Below are 22136 nucleotides of genomic sequence, written 5' to 3'. Positions count from 1 at the left end.
CAGCGAAAATTATATTTTAAAGGAGCAACATTATGACTCAAATTCCTAACTGTCCCAATTGCCAATCTGAATACGCTTATGAAGATCGCGGGCTGTTTGTTTGTCCTGAATGCGGAAACGAATGGCAAGAGCAACAAGCGGCGGAAGAAGCACCAGTATACAAAGATGCCAATGGCAATATTTTAGTAGATGGTGATACAGTAACAGTCATCAAAGACTTGAAAGTCAAAGGCGCATCTGGCGCCATCAAACAAGGAACCAAAGTGAAAAACATTAAATTAGTCGAAGGCGACCACAACATTGATTGCAAGATCGATGGCTTCGGCGCGATGAAACTAAAATCAGAATTTGTAAAAAAAGGTTAAAAACAAAATCTTCCAGTCATCTTCATAATTTTTTCACCACTTTAATGGTAAAATAAGGTCAAAGATTAAAAGGGGGAATTTTATCGTGTATGGTATGGGCGGATACGGGTTCGGCTTTTTTTATGACCCGACTTTCATTCTCGTAATTATCGGTATGGTGATTTCGCTAGCAGCGTCAGCGTATGTCAAAAGTACCTTTAACAAATATGACAAAGTCAGAAGTAAAAATAATATTACCGGCACAAAAGCGGCGCAGTACATCTTGCAAAGCCAAGGAATCAATAATGTTGGTGTGCAAGCGATCGCTGGTGATTTGACGGATAATTACAATTCTGGCAACAAAATGCTGAGTTTATCACAATCCACCGCACAATCAACTTCGGTAGCAGCAATCGGTGTTGCGGCCCATGAGTGTGGACACGCAGTCCAAGATGCCAAAGGTTATTTTCCTTTGCGTTTGCGTCATGCGATCGTACCGATCGCTAATATCGGAACCAGCATCTCGATCCCATTGATTTTGATCGGCGTCCTGTTACGAGGCTCGTTTCTGATCAACTTAGGTTTGTTGGCTTTCTCATTGGCGTTTATTTTCCAATTAGTGACCTTGCCAGTCGAGTTCGATGCCTCAAAACGGGCGATCCGTATTTTGGCAGATGGTGGCTTGTTAACAGAAGAGGAAGTACCACAAGCAAGAAGAGTGCTCTTTGCCGCAGCGTTGACCTATGTCGCAGCTGCCGTAGCAACCTTATTGCAGCTCTTACGTTTGATTATTTTATTCGGTAATAACAACCGTCGGAATTAATCGACAGTGTGATAGACTAAAGACCAGCTCAGGCATTCTGAACTGGTCTTTTTTCGTTATTCTACTATTAAGTAAATGTAATAGACGTTTTCAACGCTTTTTAAATTTTCTTCGGATAGATTGTTTTCCATTTCAGCATATAGTTTGACGTCACCGCCCTTGGCAATATAAAGCAACGGAATTTCTTGTTTTTTCTCAATGTTAAGCTCGTTATTGGGAATACTAGTGCTAGCTCCAGTAGGAGATAAACTATCTTCTCCAAGGGACGTATAGTGGAATTTAGATAAGTCGGTCATTGTATTTGATGAGGAACCATTTGAAAATAAATCAACGAAGAGTAGAGAATCGCTCTTAGTAATTCCTATATTCAAATAGCCATTATAATCACTTCTTGGCTCTGTTATCAGGGAAGCGACTATTTTGTGTTCTTTTATCTCCCCTTTTTGATAATAATCAAAGTAAACCGTCATGGACTCAGCCACTGTGTTAAATTTCAGTTGTGAGCCAAAATCCAACAATAAACTAGAAAGGTCCATAGGGTTCTCTAGCTGAACAAGGTGATTATTGGGAACGCCAGCTACTTTTTTACTAGGGAAAGGACTGTAATTATAGTAATAACAATAAAGCATGGTAGGCAGCCCTATCACGAGCAAGAATGCGAAAAAAATCTGGAAAGGATTTCGAGGCCGAATTAGTGTCTTGACAGTATCTGGTGCTTTTTGGTTTTTAGCAGTCATTGTCTTCTTCCTCCAAAATTGTGGCTTCTATAGAATCTCTTTTGGGAGACAATAGAATTTGATTGTTTCCTTATCGGTAAATGATTACCGGAAGATGCTATAAAAAAATAATTTAAATATATATCTATAATCTCAAAGATAACCAAAAAGCGCAATCAAATTTTGATATTTATTGAGGGCACTCCTTATTGGGGAATAATCATTCAGAGCACATTACTTGGCAGACAAAAATAGCAGAATAATTAGCTCTATCCTGCAAAAGAAAAATTATCTTAGCGTAGAAGGCAGGAATCGAACCTGCACCTCGTCTTTGCCAAAAATAACCAGAAATACGTTCCGATCATTTTTACCAAAACGAGTAAAGCGCCAGACTTCATCTACACTTTGTATTATGCCAAAGAGAGTTCAACGATTTCGTAAGAAGCAATGAAAAAATTGCAAAAAGTTGTGCAGAAAACATGAAGGTTGTTTAAGAAAGAGTAACCTTAGAATGCCGGCGTGAAAAAGGAGGAACTAGCTGCATCAAAACGTAAAGCGCTTCGTTTGGAAACCTCCGTTTTTTCTGAAAAAATCAGATAAAGTTTTCTTGACATTTGCTAGGTGAGAATGTATCATTCTGTTTGGGCACTCTTTACAAGAGTCAGAAAGTGATTTAGAATTTTCGCTCCCTATTCATTTATGGATAGGGAGCTTTTCTTATTTTCTAAATGCTTTTCCTGTAAAATAGATTAAAGGAGTTTTTCAGTTTATGACAAAATATATTTTTGTAACCGGCGGTGTGGTTTCTTCTATTGGTAAAGGGATCGTAGCAGCATCATTAGGACGTCTGTTGAAAAATCGCGGCTTGAAAGTAACCATTCAAAAATTCGATCCGTACATCAACGTCGATCCAGGAACGATGAGCCCATACCAACATGGTGAAGTATTCGTAACCGATGATGGAGCAGAGACCGACTTAGACTTAGGTCACTATGAACGCTTTATCGATATCAATTTGAACAAATACTCAAATGTAACAACTGGAAAAATCTATTCAGAAGTTTTGCGGAAAGAGCGTAAAGGAGAATACTTAGGCGCGACTGTTCAAGTGATCCCGCACATTACCAACGAGATCAAAGAAAAAATCATGCGGGCAGCCAAAATGACTGATTCAGATGTGATCATCACAGAAGTCGGCGGTACAGTAGGGGATATTGAATCATTGCCGTTTCTAGAAGCTTTGCGTCAAATGAAAGCAGACGTAGGTGCGGACAACGTGATGTACATCCATACGACGCTGATTCCTTATTTGAAAGCAGCAGGCGAAATGAAAACAAAGCCGACCCAACATAGTGTGAAGGAACTGCGCGGCTTAGGGATTCAACCAAATATCTTGGTCGTTCGGACAGAACAACCCGTAGGACAATCAACAAAAAATAAATTGGCACAATTCTGTGACGTGGCACCAGAAGCCGTGATCGAATCTCGTGACGTTGAGACCCTTTATTCGATCCCATTAGCACTGCAAGCGCAAGGCATGGACCAAATCGTGTGTGATCATTTGAAACTGACCGCACCAGTTGCTGACATGACTGAATGGCAAGCATTGGAAGAAAAGGTGCTGAATTTGAAGAAAAAAGTACGCATCGCATTAGTCGGAAAATACGTGGAATTGCCAGATGCTTATCTATCGGTTGTCGAAGCCTTGAAACATTCTGGTTTTGCCTTTGATGCAGACATCGAGATCGATTGGATCAAAGCCCAAGAAATCACACGGGAAAATGTGGAGTCTTACTTAGGTGAAGTAGACGGGATCCTTGTTCCTGGTGGATTTGGTGATCGTGGGATTGAAGGGAAAATCGAAGCGATCCGATATGCTCGGGAAAACGATGTGCCATTCTTAGGGATTTGTCTAGGGATGCAAATGGCTTGTGTGGAGTATGCCCGCAATGTCGTTGGCTTGGAAAATGCCAATTCCGCAGAAACGGATCCTGAAACAGCCAACAACATCATTGACTTGATGGCTGACCAAGAAAACATCGAAAACTTAGGTGGAACATTGCGTTTAGGCTTGTATCCATGTAAAGTGAAAAAAGGCACCAAAACAGCTGCAGCTTATGATGGGGAGGAAGTTGTTCAAGAACGTCACCGTCATCGTTATGAATTTAATAACAAATACCGTGAAATCTTTGAAGCAAATGGTATGGTCTTCTCAGGTGTATCGCCAGACAATCGTTTGGTTGAGATCGTTGAGATTCCAGAAAACAAATTCTTCGTGGGTTGCCAATTCCACCCAGAATTGATTTCTCGTCCAACACGCCCACAACGCTTGATCAAAGCATTTGTTGGAGCTTCATTAGACAATCGTCAAGCATAATAATCGTTAGTGGCAAACCAAAAAATGAATGTGCGAAACTCCTCATCTCAAGATGGGGAGTTTTTTGAGTTGCGCGATCCCAGTAATCCGTAAAAGGTTGACACTTGCGTGAGCGTTGGTGGAAATCATCTGTTTCTGCATACAAAAAACTTCCGTCAAAACGACCGGAAGTTTCAGGCTGATGCATTATTTTTTTCGCTAACAGTTCGAATGAAATCCGCCAGCGGAAACGCGTGTTGATTTGCTGGTGCCTAGAGAGGATTATTCTTTTAATTTATACCCTTGATCCAAGAGCATTTCCTCTGTACGTTCCATGCTGATCCCATTTTCGGTATTTCCTTCAAAACTAACCCCAGGCAATTGTTTTGCTGAATCATAATCCAACTCGTCGTAATTGATCTTCAAGGATTCAGTCGCTTCACTATCTGTATAGTCGAGGGAATAGTCCAACCCTTTGACTTGCTGATACTGTTCCGCAATCGGATCAAGTACCGTCTGTGCTTCTTCTTTGGTCGTTACCCCAATCGCTGAATAAGGCATGACATTGTTCGCAGTCTGGGTTTTTACTTTATCGCCTTCATAAGTGAAGACCAGTTCCATCGAAACCCCATTTTGATCCATTGTGAATGTTTTGGTTTCTTCTTTGGCCCCCGAGCTGCAACTTGCCAAGAAAAGAACTCCGATGACTGCCAAAAATCCAATAAACGCTTTTTTCATTTTATCCCTCCTTTTTTACATAATAATATAGCCGCTTTCACAAGGCTATTCTTATGCTCAGAGGAGGAGAAGGAAGGATTTACTGGAAAATTATGATAAAATGACGAAAAAATATGTGAAATTTTTCTCGAATTTTCACATGCTGATTTGTTATCTAATGACCGTATATAGGAGAGCAAAACCTTACAGAATCGTAGACTTTCAGAAAAGATGATGAAAATGCTGGATTTTTATATTTGTGCAATCTTTTTTTGAAAAGAGAAATTCCTCTTTTTAGTAGCAAATACCGCAAATCTTTGCTAAAATAGCATTGTCGGTTAAGCATTGCTTAACAAATAAAGTTTTTCAAAACTTAGGAGGAATTTTTTATGCCAGTAGTATCAGGAGCTGAATTCTTAAAAGCTGCTCGTCAAGGCGGATATGCAGTCGGCGGATTCAACACAAACAACTTAGAATGGACACAAGCGATTTTAAAAGCTGCTGAAGCGAAAAAAGCGCCAGTTCTAATCCAAACTTCAATGGGTGCTGCCAAATATATGGGCGGATACAAAGTTGCTAAAGACATCGTTACAAACTTGGTTGATTCAATGAACATCACTGTTCCAGTTGCAATCCACTTAGACCATGGTGATTATGATGCAGCAATGGAATGTATCGAAGTTGGTTACACTTCTGTTATGTTTGATGGCTCTCACTTACCATTTGAAGAAAACTTGAAATTGGCTAAAGAAGTTGTCGAAAAAGCACACGCAAAAGGCGTTTCTGTTGAGTGTGAAGTTGGTTCAATCGGCGGAGAAGAAGATGGAATCATCGGTTCTGGCGAATTAGCTGACATCGAAGAATGTAAACAAATGGTTGCAACTGGTATTGATTACCTAGCTTGCGGAATTGGTAACATTCACGGTCAATACCCTGAAAACTGGAAAGGCCTTGCTTTTGACCACTTACAAGCAATCGCTGATGCAGTAGGTTCTGATGTACCATTAGTATTACACGGTGGTTCTGGTATTCCTCAAGACCAAATCGAAAAAGCAATCTCAATGGGTGTTTCTAAAGTAAACGTAAATACTGAATTCCAATTATCATTTGCTAAAGCAACTCGTGAATACATCGAAGCTGGCAAAGATAAAGAAGGTAAAGGATTCGACCCTCGTAAATTATTAGCACCAGGTGTTGCTGCAATCGTTAAAGATGCAGAAGAACACATCGACTGGTTCGGTTCAGCTGGTAAAGCTTAATCTTAATCAAAGATCAAAACTCTTAGAATCACTGATTCTAAGAGTTTTTTTGTTTTCCAAGAAAATATTTTTGATGTGGGGATCAAAAATATCCTGCATCTTTTTTCTTTGAGGGATTTGTGCTAAAATTGGAATGATACACATAAATTAAAAAAAGAGTATAGGTGGAATTCCATGAAAAAAATTGTCATCAACGGCAATCGTCCCTTAAAAGGTGAAGTCACCATTAGCGGCGCAAAAAACAGTGCAGTCGCATTGATCCCGGCAGCGATCTTAGCTGATTCACCGGTCATTTTAGAAGGAGTGCCTGACATCCAAGATGTGCACTCATTAATTGAGATTATCGAAATCATGGGTGTGAAGACCCATTTTGAAAACAATACGCTAGAGATCGATCCGACAAACATCGTTTCGATCCCGATGCCTAACGGAAAAATCAACAGTCTACGAGCTTCTTACTATTTCATGGGGGCCTTGTTGGCGAAGTTTGGTGAAGGCGTCGTTGGATTGCCTGGCGGCTGCTTCTTAGGCCCGCGACCAATCGATTTGCATATTAAAGGCTTCGAAGCACTTGGGGCAAAAGTCACCAACGAACATGGTGCCATGTACTTGCGTACCGAAGAAGAAGGCTTGGCTGGCGAACGGATCTTCCTAGATATGGTCTCCATCGGAGCAACCATCAATGTGATGCTGGCAGCAGTAAAAGCCAAAGGCAAAACGATCATTGAAAATGCCGCACGAGAACCTGAGATCATTGATGTTGCGACCCTTTTAAATAATATGGGAGCGAAAATCAGAGGTGCAGGTACCAATGAAATTCGTATCGAAGGCGTGGAAGAATTGCACGGTTGTCGTCATTCCATCATTCCAGATCGGATCGAAGCAGGAACCTACCTTTCTTTAGCCGCAGCAGCGGGGGAAGGCATTACTGTCAAAAATGTGATTTATGAGCATCTAGAAAGCTACATTGCGAAATTGGAAGAAATCGGCGTGCGAATGGATATCAGCGAAGATGAAATCTATGTGCATCCCTCAAAAGACTTGAAACCAGCGACTGTGAAAACTTATCCTTATCCAGGATTTGCCACAGACCTGCAACAGCCGATCACACCATTATTGCTAAAAGCAAACGGAACATCGGAGATTATGGACACGATTTACGCCAAACGGGTCAACCATATTCCTGAATTAGCACGGATGGGCGCACAAGCAACGACAGAAGGCAACATGATTTTTGTTAGCGGGCCGAGCCAATTGCACGGAGCAGAAGTTGTCGCTTCTGATTTGCGAGCAGGAGCTTGTCTTGTCATTGCCGGATTGATGGCGACTGGCACGACCAGCGTCTTTAATGTCGAGTATATTTTGCGCGGCTATGATCATATCATCGAAAAACTAACGGCTCTTGGAGCTGATATTCAAATGATAGAGGAGTAATTATGAGCGATTATCTTACGATGGCAGAGTTGGAAAACAAAACCTTAAAAGAGATCTACACCTTTGCCAAAGAGTTTCGAATTCCTTATTACAGCCAGATGAATAAAAAAGAATTGTCATTGGCTGTGATACGGGCGCAGGCGGAAAAACAAGGCTTCTTTTATATGGAAGGAATCTTGGATATCGTAGGCCAAGAAGGCTACGGTTTTTTACGCCCAATCAACTACGGACCGAGTGCAGAAGATATCTATATTTCTTCGTCACAGATTCGTCGGTTTAGTTTGCGTAATGGTGATAAAGTCGCCGGTAAGGCGCGCCCGCCCAAGGAATCTGAGCGCTATTATGGATTGATGCACGTTGAGTCTGTTAATGGCAAAGATCCAGAAGATGCCAAAGAGCGTCCGCATTTTCCAGCGCTGACGCCGCTTTATCCGAATCGTCATTTAAAATTAGAAACAACGTCAGGACGCCTTTCTACGCGGATGATCGACATGCTGTCGCCAGTGGGTTTTGGACAACGGGGACTGATCGTTGCTCCGCCTAAAGCTGGGAAAACCAGTATCTTGAAAGAAATTGCCAATGGGATCACTGACAACTATCCTGAGGTGGAATTGATCGTTCTTTTGATCGACGAGCGCCCAGAAGAAGTGACTGATCTGGAACGCAGTGTCAAAGGCGATGTTGTTTCTTCAACCTTTGACCTGCAGCCTAGCAATCATACCCGTGTTTCTGAATTGGTACTAGAACGGGCGATGCGTTTGGTAGAAGACAAGCGTGATGTCGTGATTTTGATGGATAGTATCACTCGTTTGGCAAGAGCCTACAACTTAGTGGTACCGCCAAGCGGACGCACACTAAGCGGCGGGATCGATCCAGCTGCTTTGTACAAACCAAAGAAATTCTTTGGTGCTGCCCGCAATATTGAAGAAGGCGGCAGTTTGACGATTCTTGCCACCGCACTGGTGGATACCGGCAGCCGCATGGATGATGTGATCTATGAAGAGTTTAAAGGAACCGGCAATATGGAGCTGCAGCTTTCTCGCAGCTTAGCAGAACGTCGGATCTTCCCTGCGATCGACATCAAGAAATCTGGTACCCGTAAAGAGGAATTGCTGATGAGCAGCGAGCAATTGGAAGAAACCTGGCGCTTACGCAACAACATGTTGGGGGATTCCTTGGAGTTCACAGAACAATTCATTCAATTCTTGCGTAAAACGAAGAACAATGAAGAGTTTTTAGCGGCTTTTCATGATGTCCATTTCGGAGACAAACGGCAAAAAAGAAATATAAAAAGATAATTGCATCTAAAAACCAAACATGGTAAGATAGTCATGTTGTAAAATCGACAAATCAACTCTGGTGAAGCAAATGAGCCAGGGCAAAGGAGAGAAGAAGAAATGAAACAAGATATCCATCCAGATTATCATCCAGTTGTATTCATGGACTCAACTACTGGTTTCAAATTCTTATCAGGTTCTACAAAGAATTCTCAAGAAACTGTTGAGTGGGAAGACGGCAACACGTATCCATTGATCCGTGTCGAAGTAACTTCTGATTCACATCCATTCTACACTGGACGTCAAAAATTCACACAAGCAGACGGACGTGTGGACCGTTTCAACAAAAAATACGGTCTCAAAGACACAAACGCTGCAGAATAAGACAAATAACTGCAAATGTTGTTTCGATAACATTTCTGAGGTTTCCCTTTACGAGGGAAACCTTTTTTGTTTTTTTATCTGCTTAATTGAGGTAGTCAAACATGAGATAGCTTCACTTAATTCTGATTAAGTTAGAATCTCAAAAGATAAAAAAGAATGTGACGATCATCTAGCGATAGTTTGTTGATTGACCCATCGGTTTTGTACAGTTATTTTAATCTGTTTTGTTGATCAACAATAGAAGCATTGATTTTACATATAACGATATAAGAGGCATGAGCGAATTTATTCAAAAAATAGGTGACTTCATTTGAAAAAGAAGAGAAGATGTAATGTGAAATAGCGAGGGGTGTAAAGACAGTACAAGTGATTACTATGACTTCTCTAAAAGAAAATGACAACTGGATAATGAGAAGCAGGTAATCGACAAAAGCAATAATGAGAGTCAATAGAGTTTACCGTGTAGCTGTGATAAGGATAGCAAAGTTAAGAACAAAATCTGAAGATCTTAATAGATCAAGAGGACTCTATACCTCACAAAAACCAGAACTCTTATAAGAAGTTCTGGTTTTTGTGTGTTCATTTTGGCCATTTTCTATGGATCAGATGCCGGCAAAAAGTATAAGCTTATGGATGTGTTCCATAGAAAAGAACATATTTTTGAAATTTAAAGTGTATTTGAATAGAAGAAAACGTAAGAAATGGCAATCAAACAAACCAACAATAAACCAGAGAGTGACAGAAAAAGCAGCATGATCCGTTTCTTCTTCAATCCTAGTACAAGTATCACTACATTCAATAGAAAGAAAACAAGTAAAATCGCTAAATATTCCATAACTGGTCCTCTTTTACGTTTTTATTTATCTTACCAGAGATTGCTTGCTTTTCCTAGCCAGTTTTTGTCTTTAAGGGGATAAATATTTACAGTGTATCAGGGACGTGATTGCTCAAATAAAAAAGCGACTGAGCAATTTTACAATTATCGAAAAGAAAAAGAGCATCAATCATTAGAGGATGCGTCTTCAATGATTGATGTCTAAAAGGGCTTCTTGCTTGTTCTATGAACCCGTAGAAATATAATTCTTCAAACCTACTCGCCAAAAGAAGAAGGCGGGAAAGGCAAAGAGCAGACAAACCAACGGCGATAAGATCCACCAAGGATTAGTTACGCGACCAATGACATACAAAAACGGATAATACTGAAACCAAGCCATCGGCACGACGTAGGTCAACAAACGCAAGACGTGTTTTCCGTAGATACTGAAGGGGTAGCGGCCAAACTCGCGGGCACCATCGGTAAAAATATTCATAAATTCAAGCCCTTGGATCGTAAAGAAGGAAATGGCGGCATACACTAAGAACAATAGGGCGAAAAAGAGGGCGCCGCAGACGATCATTAGAAAAAGAGTCAGGACACTTCCAAAATGCCAAGCAATTCCACTATTGGGAATCGCATAAGCAAACAACAGCAAGGCTTGAATAAAACGACCGAGACGCGAGAACTCCATTTTGGAAGCTAAGACTTGAAAGATCAAGGAGCGGGGACGCACGAGTGCCCGATCGAACTCGCCATTACTGATCATTTGTGGAAAAAGATCGAACCCGCGAAAGAAGCATTCCGCAATCGAAAAGGCAAACAAAACCGTCGCAAAGGAAAGCAGGACTTCCTCAAAGGTAAAGCCATCCACTTGATGAAAACGGGTAAACATAAACCAAATGCCTAAAAAAGCAGTAAAGGAACCTAGAAATTGTCCCAAAGCAGTTAACACAAAGGAAACTTTATACTGCATCTGACTTTTGATATGAATACAAAAATAGTGCCAATAAACCATATTCCTTAACCTCCTTGCACAACGACACGCTTGAGTGCCTGCTGCAGCCAAATTTTTCCGATCACGATCAAAAGTACGAGCCAAAACGCTTGTAAGAGCAATGCGGAAACAAGCGCAAAGCCAGTCAGATCCCCGTTGTAAATTCGCAGCGGGACGTTTTGCATGGAAGCAAAAGGCAATAGTTCCACGAATTGGCGAAAAGGCTGCGGAAAGAAAGGCAGAGGAATGACCCCGCCAGCTAAAAATTCACCGATGGAGCTGATGACGATCCGCACACCGATGGAGGATAATGTATAAAAAGTCGAGATGTAGACCAACTGTGACATAGCAATCACTACACCTAAACTCAGCACCATCGACAAAAGAAACAAGAACAGGGCAGCAACGTTTGTTGGCAGAATCAAGCGATAAGGGGCTGGCAGTAAAAAGGCAATCACAAAAATTGGTCCGCAACGCAAGAGGGCTTTTGCTAAGCGATTGGCAGCCGACTGGCAAAACCAGCGATTGTATAGATCCATCGGCCGCACAAGTTCGTAGGCGATCGACCCTGTGGTGATGGTATCGAAAATTTCTGCCTCAAAGAACCACAACATAAATAAGGATAAGAAGGCTTGCTGGAGCCAAACATAGGAGACGGTTTGTTGAAAGGTCATGGGAAAGGCACTAGGATCTGCTTGGTAAAAGGCGTGGAATGCCAGAATTTCCATCAAGCCCCAAGCTAGTTGTGTAGCCATCCCGGCAATCGCCGCCGAGCGGTATTGCAAGGTATTGATAAAGCGAATGCGGAAAAATGCCTGATATTTCCTCATATTTGATACTCCTGATACAGCTTGGCGACCATTTCTTCGGCGGTGATACTGGCAACGGCCAAATCGGTGATCTCGACTTGATTGCTGAGCAGACTGAGGAGCTGAGCGACTGACACTTCTTTGGGATTAAGCTTCAGAACCAGGCGACCAACGTCTTTTTGAAGCAGCTGGACATTTTCTGGCAGATGGGGCTCCTTCCCTTGATAGTCGATCTCCAGCGTTTTGACATCAGAAAAACGATGCTTTAGTTCATCGAGGCGACCATCCAGCAAAATTTGCCCTTTGCCGATCAACAGAATTCGTTGTGTCAGCGCCTCGATATCTTGCATATCGTGGGTCGTCAGGATGACTGTGGTGCCTTTTTCTTGGTTTCTTTTTTTGATGAACTGACGCACAGCAATTTTTGATACAGCATCTAAACCGATGGTGGGTTCATCAAGAAATAAGATTTTTGGGTCATGGAGTAAGGAGACGGCGATCTCACAACGCATACGCTGACCGAGACTCAAGGACCGAGCAGGGGTTTTTAAGATCTCACCTAAATCTAGTAAGGTGACTAATTCTTCTAGGTTGCGCTGATAACTAGCAGCGTCAACTTTGTAGATATCACGGATCAAATCAAAGCTGTCATTGACGGGGACATCCCACCAAAGTTGACTGCGCTGACCGAAGACGACGCCGATGTCTTTGACATGTTGGATACGTTCTTGCCAAGGGGTACGACCATTGATGTGACAAACGCCTTGATCAGGGGTCAAAATCCCACACATGATTTTGATGGTGGTACTTTTTCCAGCACCATTAGGCCCGATGTAGCCAACCATTTCGCCCTCATTGATGGTAAAGCTGATGTCTTGCAATGCATGGACGGTGGTGGTTTCACGAGAAAGAAAGGCTTTGGCTGCTTGGCGAAAGCCGCTTTTTCGCTTGGATACTTGGAAGGTCTTGCTGAGGTGTTCTACTTGGATCATTTGGATTCACTCACTTTCTTTTGACAAACGCGACAAAAAGAGCATTCGAAATCGAATACTCGCAACGAGTTGGTCCAAACGAACATGGTTGGGGCAGCGGTTCGTCAGCCAAACAAAAGTAGGAACAGTGTAGCATAAGAGAGCGTTTTTTTCAAATATTACTTATATTTTTTGCGAGCAGCAAAAGAAAAAACGTGGTTTATTGGATAAAATACGCAAAATAACTGTTTTTATTTTTTATTTGTTGTAAAAACTGAAGAAACTCAGTATCATTAGAAACAAGCCGATAGCGGCTTGCTTCTGGATATATGGGGAACCAAGTGATGAGCTGTGTCATGATTTGTCGTAACCCAATCCTGCAAAATGCAATGAGAAAAAAGGAGGAGAGCATGAAAGCAGTAAAGAACTTATTTATTTTGATTGGCTTATTCTTACTTAGTCAAGTAGGGATGACCGTATTCAGTGTGGTAAAAATCTATTATTTGGAAGCCGGAGAGCCGAGGATTCCTGCGATGATGAGCTACGGATTGATTGCCTTACTTTTGGCAAACATTGGCCTGATGATGTATTTGGCTCGGAAGCTAGGACTTGCCACCTTTGACTTTGGCTGGTCAACGAAGCGCAACTGGTTATGGATCATCGGTGGCTTTGTTTTAGGACGAGTTATTGCTGTTGGTGGTACCATGTATCTGCAGCATATTTCCGATCAAGAAGCGACCGCCAATGATGCAGTGTTAGGGGAACTGTTTACAGGCGAAAATCCGCTTTTGATCTTTCTATTGATTGCCGTGGCGGCGCCAATCATGGAAGAGATCGTTTTCCGTGGCGGATTCATCGGCCTTTTATTCAAGAAATACCCGATAGTCGGGATCATCTCAAGTGTGGCGGCTTTTAGTATCATCCATTCCGTCACTAATCTGGTCGAGTTTCTGATTTACGGTGCTATGGGATTGATCATGGCGCTGATTTATGTAAAAACTAAGCGCTTAGAAACAGCCATCGCCATGCATTTTCTCAACAACGCCTTGGCGGCGATCGCAATGATCTTGCTAGGATAAGAAAGTCAGCAAAAAACCACCAAATCAAAGCGATTCGGTGGTTTTTGTTTACTCTGGCAGCTGTCCTTGTTCAAAGGGCAATTGCGCCAGTTCTTCTGCAGTAAAGAGGAGGTCGCCTTCATCTTCGATAGAAAATGCGGCACCTGCTGCAGATTTTTGATAGACGCGCGCTTTATTCATATTACGAAGATAAAGATCCTTGCCTGCATTTAATTCTGGTGCAGCTAAATTGTCTTCGCGATTGCTGCGAATGACGATTTTGCTTGTTTGCGCGCCAAAATGAAAACCGCGATGACCCAAAGCCGTTAATTGGCTGGCATTTTCGCTGCTGTATTCTTTATAACCCGACAGACGATCCGTTTTTACCAGCGGCCGATCGATCGTATAAGTGATCAAGTATTCCGTATCTTCAGGCAGTTGAATCACTTGTCCGGTTGCCTGATTCGTTATCTCAGTGGCAGGCAAGCGATACTTTTTTATAGAAGTGATCTTTAGGTCTTCTTTTGTAAAAAAGACTGGATCGATCCAAAATGCTGCCAACAAAATCGTACTTAAGCTAATACTGAGAATAGTCAAAAGGGCGATCAATACGAGGCCAATTCGTTTGCGGTGGGTGGTCAGATTAAGTTCTTGCACCATCTGCTGATCTTCTTTTAATAAATAGTCCAAGGTCAATTCAAAATAGCTGCTCAGCTTGACTACTTGGTCTAGATCAGGATAGCTCTTGCCGTTTTCCCATTTTGAAATCAGTTGCCGAGTGACAAAAAATTCCTGCGCCAATTGTTCTTGTGTGAGATTTCGTTTGGTGCGTTCTTCTTTGATAATTTTCCCAATATCCATGTGTCTGTTTTGCCTCCATCATTCTTCTTATATTATAGCAAACTCTTTTCTATGCGAACGAGGATCTATGAAATTAGCGATGCAACAAAGGGTAACATCTTTATTTATCAATGTTTCTACTTGTTGCGCTGCCTTTCTATCTTGGAAGCTTTCCGTGCTGGTCACAAAAAGAAAGGACCAGTAGAGTGAAGTATGTTTGATCAAATTTGACGGAGAAAGGAGAAACGATTGAATGAAGACAAAACAACCTATGGTTCCAATTGGCTACATCCAATTCATCGCTTCCTTATTGGTGATTCTCGTTCATTGTGGCCGACTGGCAGAAAACAACGGGCTTCATTTTTTGTTAAAGAGTCTCTTATGTCGTTTGGCGGTTCCTTTTTTTCTGCTGCTGAATGGCTATTTTTTTCAAAAGAGTACCTGTTCATGGCAGCAATGGTGCAAACGACAACTCAAGCTTTACTTGCGTTGGTCGATCGTGTATCTTCCCTTAGGCTGGTTTTATTTAGGGCAGCAAAATCTTGCTGATTCATTACGGGTCATCGGTTTGGCTACTGGCTTTTTTACAGTAGGGGTCTGGTACCATCTTTGGTATTTTCCAGCGTTGCTCTTTGGCATGTGGTTAGTACGAAAAACTCGCTTTCTTGGCTATCGGCGGCAGTTTTTACTGGCGATCAGTTTGTATGTGATTGGCTGTCTTGAAACGTACAGCAGTTATTTAAGTGGACCTTTATTGGTATTTTATCAAAATTATCGGACCCTATTTTTTACAACGAGAAACGGTCTTTTTTATGGGTTTCTTTTTTTGCTGTGCGGGTTTTGTTTAGGTGAACACCAGAAACGTCCTTTTTTCACGAAGCATCTTGGCAGAAAATTCGCGGTCTCTCTTTGTTTATTAGGCATTGAAGGTCGACAGGTGTATCTCAATCAGGGGGACGATAAGAATTTCATGCTGTTCTTTGTGCCGACGACTCTTTTTTTCCTTGCTTGGCTGATCAAGCAGCAACCACAAAAGCGGACTTGGCAAGCAAAACAAGCAGCTGAGGCTAGTCGATTGATCTTTCTGAGTCACCCGCTGTTTCTGGAATCCGGGAAAGTCTTTTTTTCACTAGGAGGGTTTCCGTTGTTCTTTTATACGATAGTTTTAACGGGAGTCTTTCTCGGCTTGAGGAAAGTGGGCAGAAGTTTAAAATCCTATGCGGTTGGGTTTGCTAAAAAAACAGTTGATGAAAAGAAAAACGCCTAAAGTATTGCTGCACCAAGGATAAAACCAAGTTACACCTTTTTTTAATAGCAGCAGAGTTCTAAGTTTTTCTTCATTTCAGACCCTAGACGTAGGCTTTGCAAGAAAACCTATAGTACAATAACAGCAGTAGGAGGGGAAAATCCCTGAAAAAAGAGAGCAACACTTGGAGGATATAGTGATGAAAAAACAGACTCGAAAACCAGCGATGATTTTAGCGACTCTCTTGGTATCTAGCCAAGTTTTATTAGCAGCACCACAAGTTTTTGCTGACGAAACCAATTCAACGACGAGCAGTTCCACTGCAACAAGCAGTTCTACCGCAACGACAGCCACTACCGACAGTCAAACAAGTACCTCTGACAGCAGTTCAGATCGTTTGCAAGTCAATGCTGTGGCGATCGGAAATGCCTTGACGAAAGCACAAGAAGACTACACACTTGAGCGCTTAGGCATCCAAGGCGAAACACCGATCTATACGACAAACGGTAATGACTTGATGAAATACATTCCCGATGGCGGCTTTACCGCAGATTGGGCGGTCTATAGCTCGGTCAGAATGCAGACGCTAGAAAGCGGGGCAGGAATCACTGTCGATATCGCGACACCAGATAACATTACCCGCATCACTGCAGCCCAGTACCAAAATGCAGCGCTGACGGCAGGGATCACTGATGCGAAGTTAACGGTTGCTTCTGCCGTACCGATCGACGGTTCCGGAGCTTTAGCTGGGGTATACAAAATCGTTGAAGAATCAGGCGGCGTCATCAATCAGAATCGAGTAGCTGTAGCTCAAGATGAGATGGATGTGCTTTCGACGATCACCGAAGAGAACAAAGACAAAGAAGGCTATTCCGATGAAGCATTGAATGCAGCGCAAGAACAAGCGAAAACCGATTTGGCTGCTCAAACCGCAGACGGTACGGAATTAACCCAAGCAGACATTCAAGAGACAGTAGAAAAAGCCTTGAAGGATAATGGACTTGAAGGAATCGTTACGGAAAATCAAATTTCTGAATTGACCTCTTTAATGAGCGACATGCGAGACAACAATATCTTCGATGACTTCATCAAAGAATTGGATCTGTCAGAAGCCCGCAAGCAAATCGAAGAAACCTCTAAGGGCCTTTGGGAAAATATCAAGAGCTTCTTTAGCGGCATCTGGTCTTCGATCACCGGTGTCTTCGGCAATGACTCAAATGAGTCCAACAATAGCAGCGAATCAACGGTTGATTCTGGGCAATAAGCATTTTACAAAATAACACATTTCGCTCGTATTAAGAAAAAAGAGAAGCGCGCAGGGGAAGGAGCACCAGACGATAGCGCATGTCTGAGTTCTAACGATGTCCCCTGCTTTCTTTGCTAAAACAGGAGCAGTCTTTATTAAAAAAGAAGGAGGGCAATCAGATGAATTTTTTAGGCAACGTGATTTGGTTTGTCTTTGGCGGCTTGATTGGTGCGATCTCATGGTTTTTGGCTGGGTGTTTATGGTGTATCACCATCATCGGCATTCCCATTGGTCTGCAATGTTTTAAGTTTGCGACTTTGTCACTCGCACCATTTGGGAAAGACATCGTTTACCGTGGCGGTGGCGTGTCCGTGATTCTAAATATTTTATGGTTGATTTTTTCTGGTATACCACTGGCTTTAGGACATTTAGCTAGCGCAGTCATTCTAGCCATCACGATCATCGGCATTCCATTTGCGGCGCAATCATTGAAAATGGCGCGCTTAGCGTTGATGCCCTTTGGAGCAGAGATTGTGTCTAGTCGTTATTGATTTACCAAAAAAAAAGAGTCTTAAAAAACCACATTACAGAGCGGATAGCTTTGTGATGTGGTTTTTTTGCGACCATCAGCAAGAGTAAGGGACAAGATTTTTGGCAGGCTCACCGCAGTTGAATTTCAGAACTGAAAAAGTTGATAAGAAACCAAAGAAGAGTACAGAAAAAAGCACAAGTTTTTTTGCATATCAACTGTGATTCACAAAAGATTTAGCGAAACACAGAAAAATGTTAAGTTTTTTTCTTCCCTTCTCAGGGTTCTTTGATTTTTGAAATGGAGCGCCGAATTTTGGCAATCGATTGTTGCGCTTTGTCTCGATTAATAAACATTAAGATGACATAGAGGGAATCCATGATGCTCAGTTGAGCGATTCTAGATGCCAATGCCTCTGAGCGAAACTCAGTTTCTTCGGAAATAGAGATGAAAACCACGTCGCCGAGTTTGGCTAAAGGGGAAGCAGCATGGCTAGTAATGACGATAATTTTGGCACCATTGTTTTTGGCAACTTGAGCTAGTTCAATGGTTTCTCTTGATTTTCCAGTATGAGAGATAAAAATGCCGCAATCATCTGGCGTCAACAATGAAGCCTCCATCAGTTGGATGTGATAATCACTGCTGTGAAAAACAGTGATCGGCGAGCGCAAAAATTTGTGATAGGCATCGGTTGCCACGATCTCTGAACCACCAACGCCGAAGAAAAAAAGTCGTTTAGATTGATTGATCATTGCAGCAGCAAGCTTTAAATCTTCTTCTTTCAAAAGATTTTTAGTATCAGTCAATGTGGTCATATTGGAATCAAATACTTTTTGAGCCATAGTCAATTCATTATCAGACTTCTGGATATTTTCATGGATCGAAATGGCAGAAAAATCATTTTCCTGCATTAGCATTGCCATTTTGAAGTCTTTAAATCCGTTGTAACCGAGTTTTTTTGTGAATTGAAAAAAGGTCGAATCAGCGATGCCTAATTCATTGGATAAATCACTGATTGAACTGTGGCTGACTTTACTAGGATTTTCCAAAATGTAGTCGGCAATCGCTTGTTCTTTGAGACTTAAGTCTTTATAAAGCGTTTTTATTTGCAGGCGAATCGAAACAGTCAAAGACGGTTACCTCCTTTATATGAACATTATTATCTTTGTATTGTTACGTTACCTCTTTTAAAGAAAAAAAGCAAATAAAAATTATTTTTATTTTTTATGTTTACAAAAAAATATTTTTTTGTATAATGAAAGTATGAAATGGAGGCGCTGTCATGGAGGTAGGAATTATCGGACTTGGAAAAATGGGATTGAACTTGGCCCTCAATTTAAAAGATCAAGGTTATCAAGTAAAAGGGCTGGATCTTTCGATACATGCGCAGAAAACAGCGCAAGAAGCTGGAATTACACTCTATCAAACGCTAGCTGATTTGACGAATTCTTTTAGCGGCCGACGGATTTTATGGTTGATGCTTCCTGCGGGAACTGTGACTGAGGGGGTTCTTGAAAAACTATGGCCCCTTGTATCAGCGAAAGATATCGTGATTGAAGGCGGAAATTCTAATTACAAAGATTCGATTCGCCGAGCAGCCTGGTTTAAAGAAAAAGAGGTGCATTACTTTGATTGTGGGACATCTGGTGGGGTTTCCGGAGCTAGAAAAGATGCATGTTTGATGATTGGCGGGAATGAAATCGCTTTTTCAGAGGTGGAATCTTTGTTTGCAGATGTGGCTGTTTTAGGAGGCTACCTTTATGCAGGGGAATCAGGAAGCGGCCATTTTCTAAAGATGATCCATAACGGTATCGAATACGGGATGATGCAAGCGATCGGTGAAGGCTTTCAATTGATTGAACAAAGTGCCTATGACTTTGATTTGGCTTCCGTCGCAGAGGTATGGAATCATGGATCTGTTATTCGCAGCTGGCTGATGGAAATCGCAGCGGCCCAATTTAATGAGAGCCCTAAGTTGGAGGAATATCGCGGGGTTGTTGCAGCTTCTGGTGAAGCTAGGTGGACAGTGGAAACGGCTTTGGAGATGAATGTTGCTGTACCGACGATCGCTATGAGTTTGTTTATGAGAAATTTGTCCCAAGAAGAAGACAGTTTCTCAGCAAAAGTCGTCTCTGCGCTAAGGAATGGTTTTGGTGGTCACGAGATTGTTGCAAAAGAGTAAGGAGGAAGAATATGGAACAGTTTAAGATCGCTATAGTGAATTCCAGCAGCTTTGGAAAAATCTTTCCGCAACATATCGAGCGGTTGAAAGCAATCGGAACTGTCAGTCATTTCACGTTCGATAGCGAAATCAATGGGAAAGAATTAGCAGAAAAGCTTAAGGGATACAACATCATTATAGCAAGTGTTACCCCGTTTTTTACCAAAGAATTTTTTGAGTACAAAGATGAATTGCTACTGATCACACGCCACGGGATCGGCTATAACAATATTGATTTAGAAGCAGCGAAGGACCACCAAACGATTGTTTCGATCATTCCAGCTTTGGTCGAGCGAGATGCAGTAGCAGAAAATAATGTGACCAATCTATTGGCGCTTCTGCGCTGTACAGTTGAATCGAATACAAAGGTCCGCGAAGATCAATGGGAAAAACGAGCGGACTTTGTCGGACGGGCATTATTTAACAAGACGGTAGGAGTGATCGGTGTCGGCAATACTGGAAGTTGTGTAGTAGAAATATTGAGAAATGGTTTCCGCTGCGAGGTTTTGGCATACGATCCATATAAGTCCGCTTTGCATATTCAAAGCTATGGCGGAAAAAAAGTCGAGCTAGACGAGCTGCTAGCAAAATCAGATATTATTTGTCTATGTGCTAACTTGACGGAGGAAAATTATCATATGATTTCCTTTGAAGAAATTTCAAAAATGAAAGATCAAGTGTATCTCTCCAATAGTGCCCGTGGCGCACTTTTGAATGAAGAGGCAATTGTAAGCGGATTAAAAAGTGGGAAAATCGCTGGTCTTGCCACCGATGTCTTAGAGGAAGAGCCTGGTCATAAAGATCATCCGTATTTAGCTTTTGAAAATGTAGTGATGACACCGCATACATCAGCTTATACTATGGAATGCTTAGAAGAGATGGGAAACAAATGTGTCACGGATATTGAACGAATCGTTAAGGGACTGCTGCCAGACCGTGCTGTTCAAGCGGAAAGTCGGTTTTTAGCTGTATAAAGGAGAGTGAAACTCGTGCTAACGGATTTAAAAGTAAAGGTTGGACCGCAAGTTTATCGTTACCATGAAGGCGCGATCGACTATGTGCCGGAAGTATTAAAAGAGTATAAAGTAAAACGCCTGCTGCTCGTACATGGAACGGTTTCTTGGGAAAAAGCGAAACCAAAATTACCCTTTTTAGAAGATGCGCATTTGGAAATTTTTTATCATCGCTACACAGGAGAATGTAGTTATTATGGCGCTGGACTGATTGCTGATCTTGTTGAAGAACTGGCGATCGATTTTATTCTGGGGGTTGGCGGCGGAAAGTTAGCCGACTTAGTGGGGTATGCAGCACATGTAGTCAATCGACCCTTTGGACTGATCCCAACATTGGCCAGCAATTGTGCACCATGGACACCCTTGTCTGTCATGTATAAAGAGTCAGGAGAATCTGAAGGAAAGTCGGAACACTATTTAAGACAGGCTGCTTTTTTGATTACCGATCCGACGTTAGTGATCGATGCACCAGTCTCCTACTTTATCGCCGGTTTAGCAGATACGTTGGCAAAATGGATTGAATCGGAAGCAATCTTAGCCCAACCACATTTGGAAAATGAGCCCTTCTTGCAAATGGCAGGCTATACAGCAAAATTATGCGAAACAGCTATTTTGACACAATCGAAACAAGCGATTGAAGATATGAAGCAGCAGGAAGTGACAGACGCCTTTTGTCATTTGTCGGAGATCGTTATTGCAGTTGCTGGAATGGTAGGCGGGCTAGGCGATAAATATGCCCGCAATGCAGCGGCGCATGCGATGCATGATGCCATTAGTAAATATCTGCCTGAAAGTCATCGTTTTCTTCACGGGGAAAAGGTTGCCTATGGGATGTTTTATCAATTAGCCCTTGAAGAAAAATGGACGGTCATCGATCAGTTGATCCCTTTTTATCAAGAATTGCACTTACCAATGAGTTTACATCAAATGGGTATTTTTCCTGAAGATGCACAGGTCATCGATCAGTTGGTGCAGTTCATAGATTCGAAAGAAAAAGTACACTTGATTCCAGTCTTAATCACCAAAGAACGCTTGAAAGAAGCTGTTCTTGATTTAGAAAACTATTTGAAAGAAGTTTAGGA

Annotated in this window: 22 protein-coding genes; 14 read left to right on the top strand and 8 right to left on the bottom strand. The window is 41.9% G+C overall.

The annotated features are described in order from the left end of the window. The first annotated feature begins 32 nt into the window (after nucleotides 1–32). Together IAE45_RS06560 and IAE45_RS06555 are read left to right on the top strand one after the other, a co-directional pair. Complete coding sequence (locus tag IAE45_RS06560) at nucleotides 33–365, top strand: zinc ribbon domain-containing protein YjdM (protein ID WP_005228268.1); 333 nt, start codon at nucleotides 33–35, stop codon at nucleotides 363–365. A 94-nt stretch (nucleotides 366–459) separates the two neighbouring features. After that, entirely contained in the window at nucleotides 460–1167 is a 708-nt protein-coding gene (locus IAE45_RS06555) for a zinc metallopeptidase (RefSeq protein ID WP_016612795.1), read from the top strand. Between the two features lie 56 nt (nucleotides 1168–1223). Here the strand turns inward: IAE45_RS06555 and IAE45_RS06550 are convergent, their stop codons facing one another. Then, entirely contained in the window at nucleotides 1224–1904 is a 681-nt protein-coding gene (locus tag IAE45_RS06550; protein WP_200125508.1) for a hypothetical protein, read from the bottom strand. Between the two features lie 748 nt (nucleotides 1905–2652). On the opposite strand from IAE45_RS06550, the gene IAE45_RS06545 reads away from it, so the two are divergent. Then, nucleotides 2653–4260 carry a CTP synthase gene (locus IAE45_RS06545; RefSeq protein ID WP_005233972.1) on the top strand — a complete coding sequence of 536 codons (1608 nt, stop codon included), beginning with the start codon at nucleotides 2653–2655 and terminating at the stop codon, nucleotides 4258–4260. 261 nt (nucleotides 4261–4521) lie between these two features. On the opposite strand, the gene IAE45_RS06540 is transcribed toward IAE45_RS06545, so the two are convergent. Further along, complete coding sequence (locus IAE45_RS06540; RefSeq protein WP_195266128.1) at nucleotides 4522–4977, bottom strand: YehR family lipoprotein; 456 nt, start codon at nucleotides 4975–4977, stop codon at nucleotides 4522–4524. A gap of 368 nt (nucleotides 4978–5345) precedes the next feature. On the opposite strand from IAE45_RS06540, the gene IAE45_RS06535 reads away from it, so the two are divergent. From IAE45_RS06535 to IAE45_RS06520, 4 genes are all read left to right on the top strand, one after another. Next, nucleotides 5346–6215 carry a class II fructose-bisphosphate aldolase gene (locus IAE45_RS06535; RefSeq protein ID WP_005228297.1) on the top strand — a complete coding sequence of 290 codons (870 nt, stop codon included), beginning with the start codon at nucleotides 5346–5348 and terminating at the stop codon, nucleotides 6213–6215. Between the two features lie 174 nt (nucleotides 6216–6389). Beyond that, on the top strand, nucleotides 6390–7649 hold the full coding sequence (locus IAE45_RS06530) for a UDP-N-acetylglucosamine 1-carboxyvinyltransferase (RefSeq protein WP_074536819.1): 1260 nt from the start codon (nucleotides 6390–6392) through the stop codon (nucleotides 7647–7649). Nucleotides 7650–7651: 2 nt separating this feature from the next. After that, nucleotides 7652–8947, top strand: a complete 1296-nt coding sequence (gene rho / locus IAE45_RS06525) for a transcription termination factor Rho (RefSeq protein ID WP_005228301.1) — start codon at nucleotides 7652–7654, stop codon at nucleotides 8945–8947. Between the two features lie 99 nt (nucleotides 8948–9046). Then, nucleotides 9047–9310, top strand: coding sequence for a type B 50S ribosomal protein L31 (locus tag IAE45_RS06520; RefSeq protein ID WP_005233979.1), 264 nt, complete (start codon nucleotides 9047–9049; stop codon nucleotides 9308–9310). Nucleotides 9311–9977: 667 nt separating this feature from the next. Here IAE45_RS06520 and IAE45_RS06515 read toward each other — a convergent pair. The 4 genes from IAE45_RS06515 to IAE45_RS06500 all read right to left on the bottom strand — a co-directional run bounded on the left by IAE45_RS06515 (nucleotide 9978) and on the right by IAE45_RS06500 (nucleotide 12922). Beyond that, the gene (locus IAE45_RS06515; protein ID WP_005234033.1) at nucleotides 9978–10145 is read right to left on the bottom strand and encodes a hypothetical protein; all 168 of its coding nucleotides are present in this window, start codon (nucleotides 10143–10145) and stop codon (nucleotides 9978–9980) included. Between the two features lie 223 nt (nucleotides 10146–10368). Next, nucleotides 10369–11142 (bottom strand): ABC transporter permease, encoded by a 774-nt coding sequence (locus IAE45_RS06510; RefSeq protein WP_200125504.1) that lies wholly within the window; start codon nucleotides 11140–11142, stop codon nucleotides 10369–10371. 5 nt (nucleotides 11143–11147) lie between these two features. Then, complete coding sequence (locus tag IAE45_RS06505) at nucleotides 11148–11951, bottom strand: ABC transporter permease (RefSeq protein WP_081117894.1); 804 nt, start codon at nucleotides 11949–11951, stop codon at nucleotides 11148–11150. Further along, on the bottom strand, nucleotides 11948–12922 hold the full coding sequence (locus IAE45_RS06500) for an ABC transporter ATP-binding protein (RefSeq protein ID WP_200125502.1): 975 nt from the start codon (nucleotides 12920–12922) through the stop codon (nucleotides 11948–11950). The genes IAE45_RS06505 and IAE45_RS06500 overlap by 4 nt, the downstream gene beginning before the upstream one ends. A 389-nt stretch (nucleotides 12923–13311) precedes the next feature. Here IAE45_RS06500 and IAE45_RS06495 point away from each other — a divergent pair, with 389 nt between their 5' ends. Beyond that, a complete protein-coding gene (locus IAE45_RS06495) occupies nucleotides 13312–13980 on the top strand; it encodes a CPBP family intramembrane glutamic endopeptidase (protein ID WP_144771260.1) in 669 nt (222 codons plus the stop codon). 48 nt (nucleotides 13981–14028) lie between these two features. Here IAE45_RS06495 and IAE45_RS06490 read toward each other — a convergent pair whose 3' ends face one another. Then, a complete protein-coding gene (locus tag IAE45_RS06490) occupies nucleotides 14029–14820 on the bottom strand; it encodes a helix-turn-helix domain-containing protein (RefSeq protein ID WP_200125500.1) in 792 nt (263 codons plus the stop codon). 232 nt (nucleotides 14821–15052) lie between these two features. On the opposite strand from IAE45_RS06490, the gene IAE45_RS06485 reads away from it, so the two are divergent. The 3 genes from IAE45_RS06485 to IAE45_RS06475 all read left to right on the top strand — a co-directional run bounded on the left by IAE45_RS06485 (nucleotide 15053) and on the right by IAE45_RS06475 (nucleotide 17842). Beyond that, nucleotides 15053–16066, top strand: coding sequence for an acyltransferase family protein (locus IAE45_RS06485; RefSeq protein ID WP_200125498.1), 1014 nt, complete (start codon nucleotides 15053–15055; stop codon nucleotides 16064–16066). Nucleotides 16067–16244: 178 nt separating this feature from the next. Continuing rightward, nucleotides 16245–17309, top strand: coding sequence for a DUF1002 domain-containing protein (locus IAE45_RS06480; protein ID WP_008380562.1), 1065 nt, complete (start codon nucleotides 16245–16247; stop codon nucleotides 17307–17309). A 161-nt stretch (nucleotides 17310–17470) separates the two neighbouring features. After that, a complete protein-coding gene (locus IAE45_RS06475; RefSeq protein ID WP_010749951.1) occupies nucleotides 17471–17842 on the top strand; it encodes a YccF domain-containing protein in 372 nt (123 codons plus the stop codon). Nucleotides 17843–18098: 256 nt separating this feature from the next. On the opposite strand, the gene IAE45_RS06470 is transcribed toward IAE45_RS06475, so the two are convergent. Next, nucleotides 18099–18950 (bottom strand): MurR/RpiR family transcriptional regulator, encoded by an 852-nt coding sequence (locus IAE45_RS06470; RefSeq protein ID WP_005228428.1) that lies wholly within the window; start codon nucleotides 18948–18950, stop codon nucleotides 18099–18101. Between the two features lie 152 nt (nucleotides 18951–19102). On the opposite strand from IAE45_RS06470, the gene gnd reads away from it, so the two are divergent. From gnd to IAE45_RS06455, 3 genes are read left to right on the top strand one after another with little or no spacing between them, the layout of a single operon-like run. Then, entirely contained in the window at nucleotides 19103–20002 is a 900-nt protein-coding gene (gene gnd / locus IAE45_RS06465; protein ID WP_200125496.1) for a phosphogluconate dehydrogenase (NAD(+)-dependent, decarboxylating), read from the top strand. Nucleotides 20003–20013: 11 nt separating this feature from the next. Then, nucleotides 20014–21015 (top strand): D-isomer specific 2-hydroxyacid dehydrogenase family protein, encoded by a 1002-nt coding sequence (locus IAE45_RS06460; protein ID WP_074535420.1) that lies wholly within the window; start codon nucleotides 20014–20016, stop codon nucleotides 21013–21015. 15 nt (nucleotides 21016–21030) lie between these two features. Beyond that, nucleotides 21031–22134 (top strand): iron-containing alcohol dehydrogenase family protein, encoded by a 1104-nt coding sequence (locus IAE45_RS06455; RefSeq protein WP_142424704.1) that lies wholly within the window; start codon nucleotides 21031–21033, stop codon nucleotides 22132–22134. Nucleotides 22135–22136: the final 2 nt, after the last annotated feature.

The sequence above is a fragment of the Enterococcus sp. S53 genome (assembly GCF_016516865.1).
Lineage (GTDB): Bacteria > Bacillota > Bacilli > Lactobacillales > Enterococcaceae > Enterococcus_D > Enterococcus_D innesii.
The sequence above is the reverse complement of the archived record's forward strand: the minus strand, read 5'-3'. Positions and strand labels throughout refer to the sequence as shown.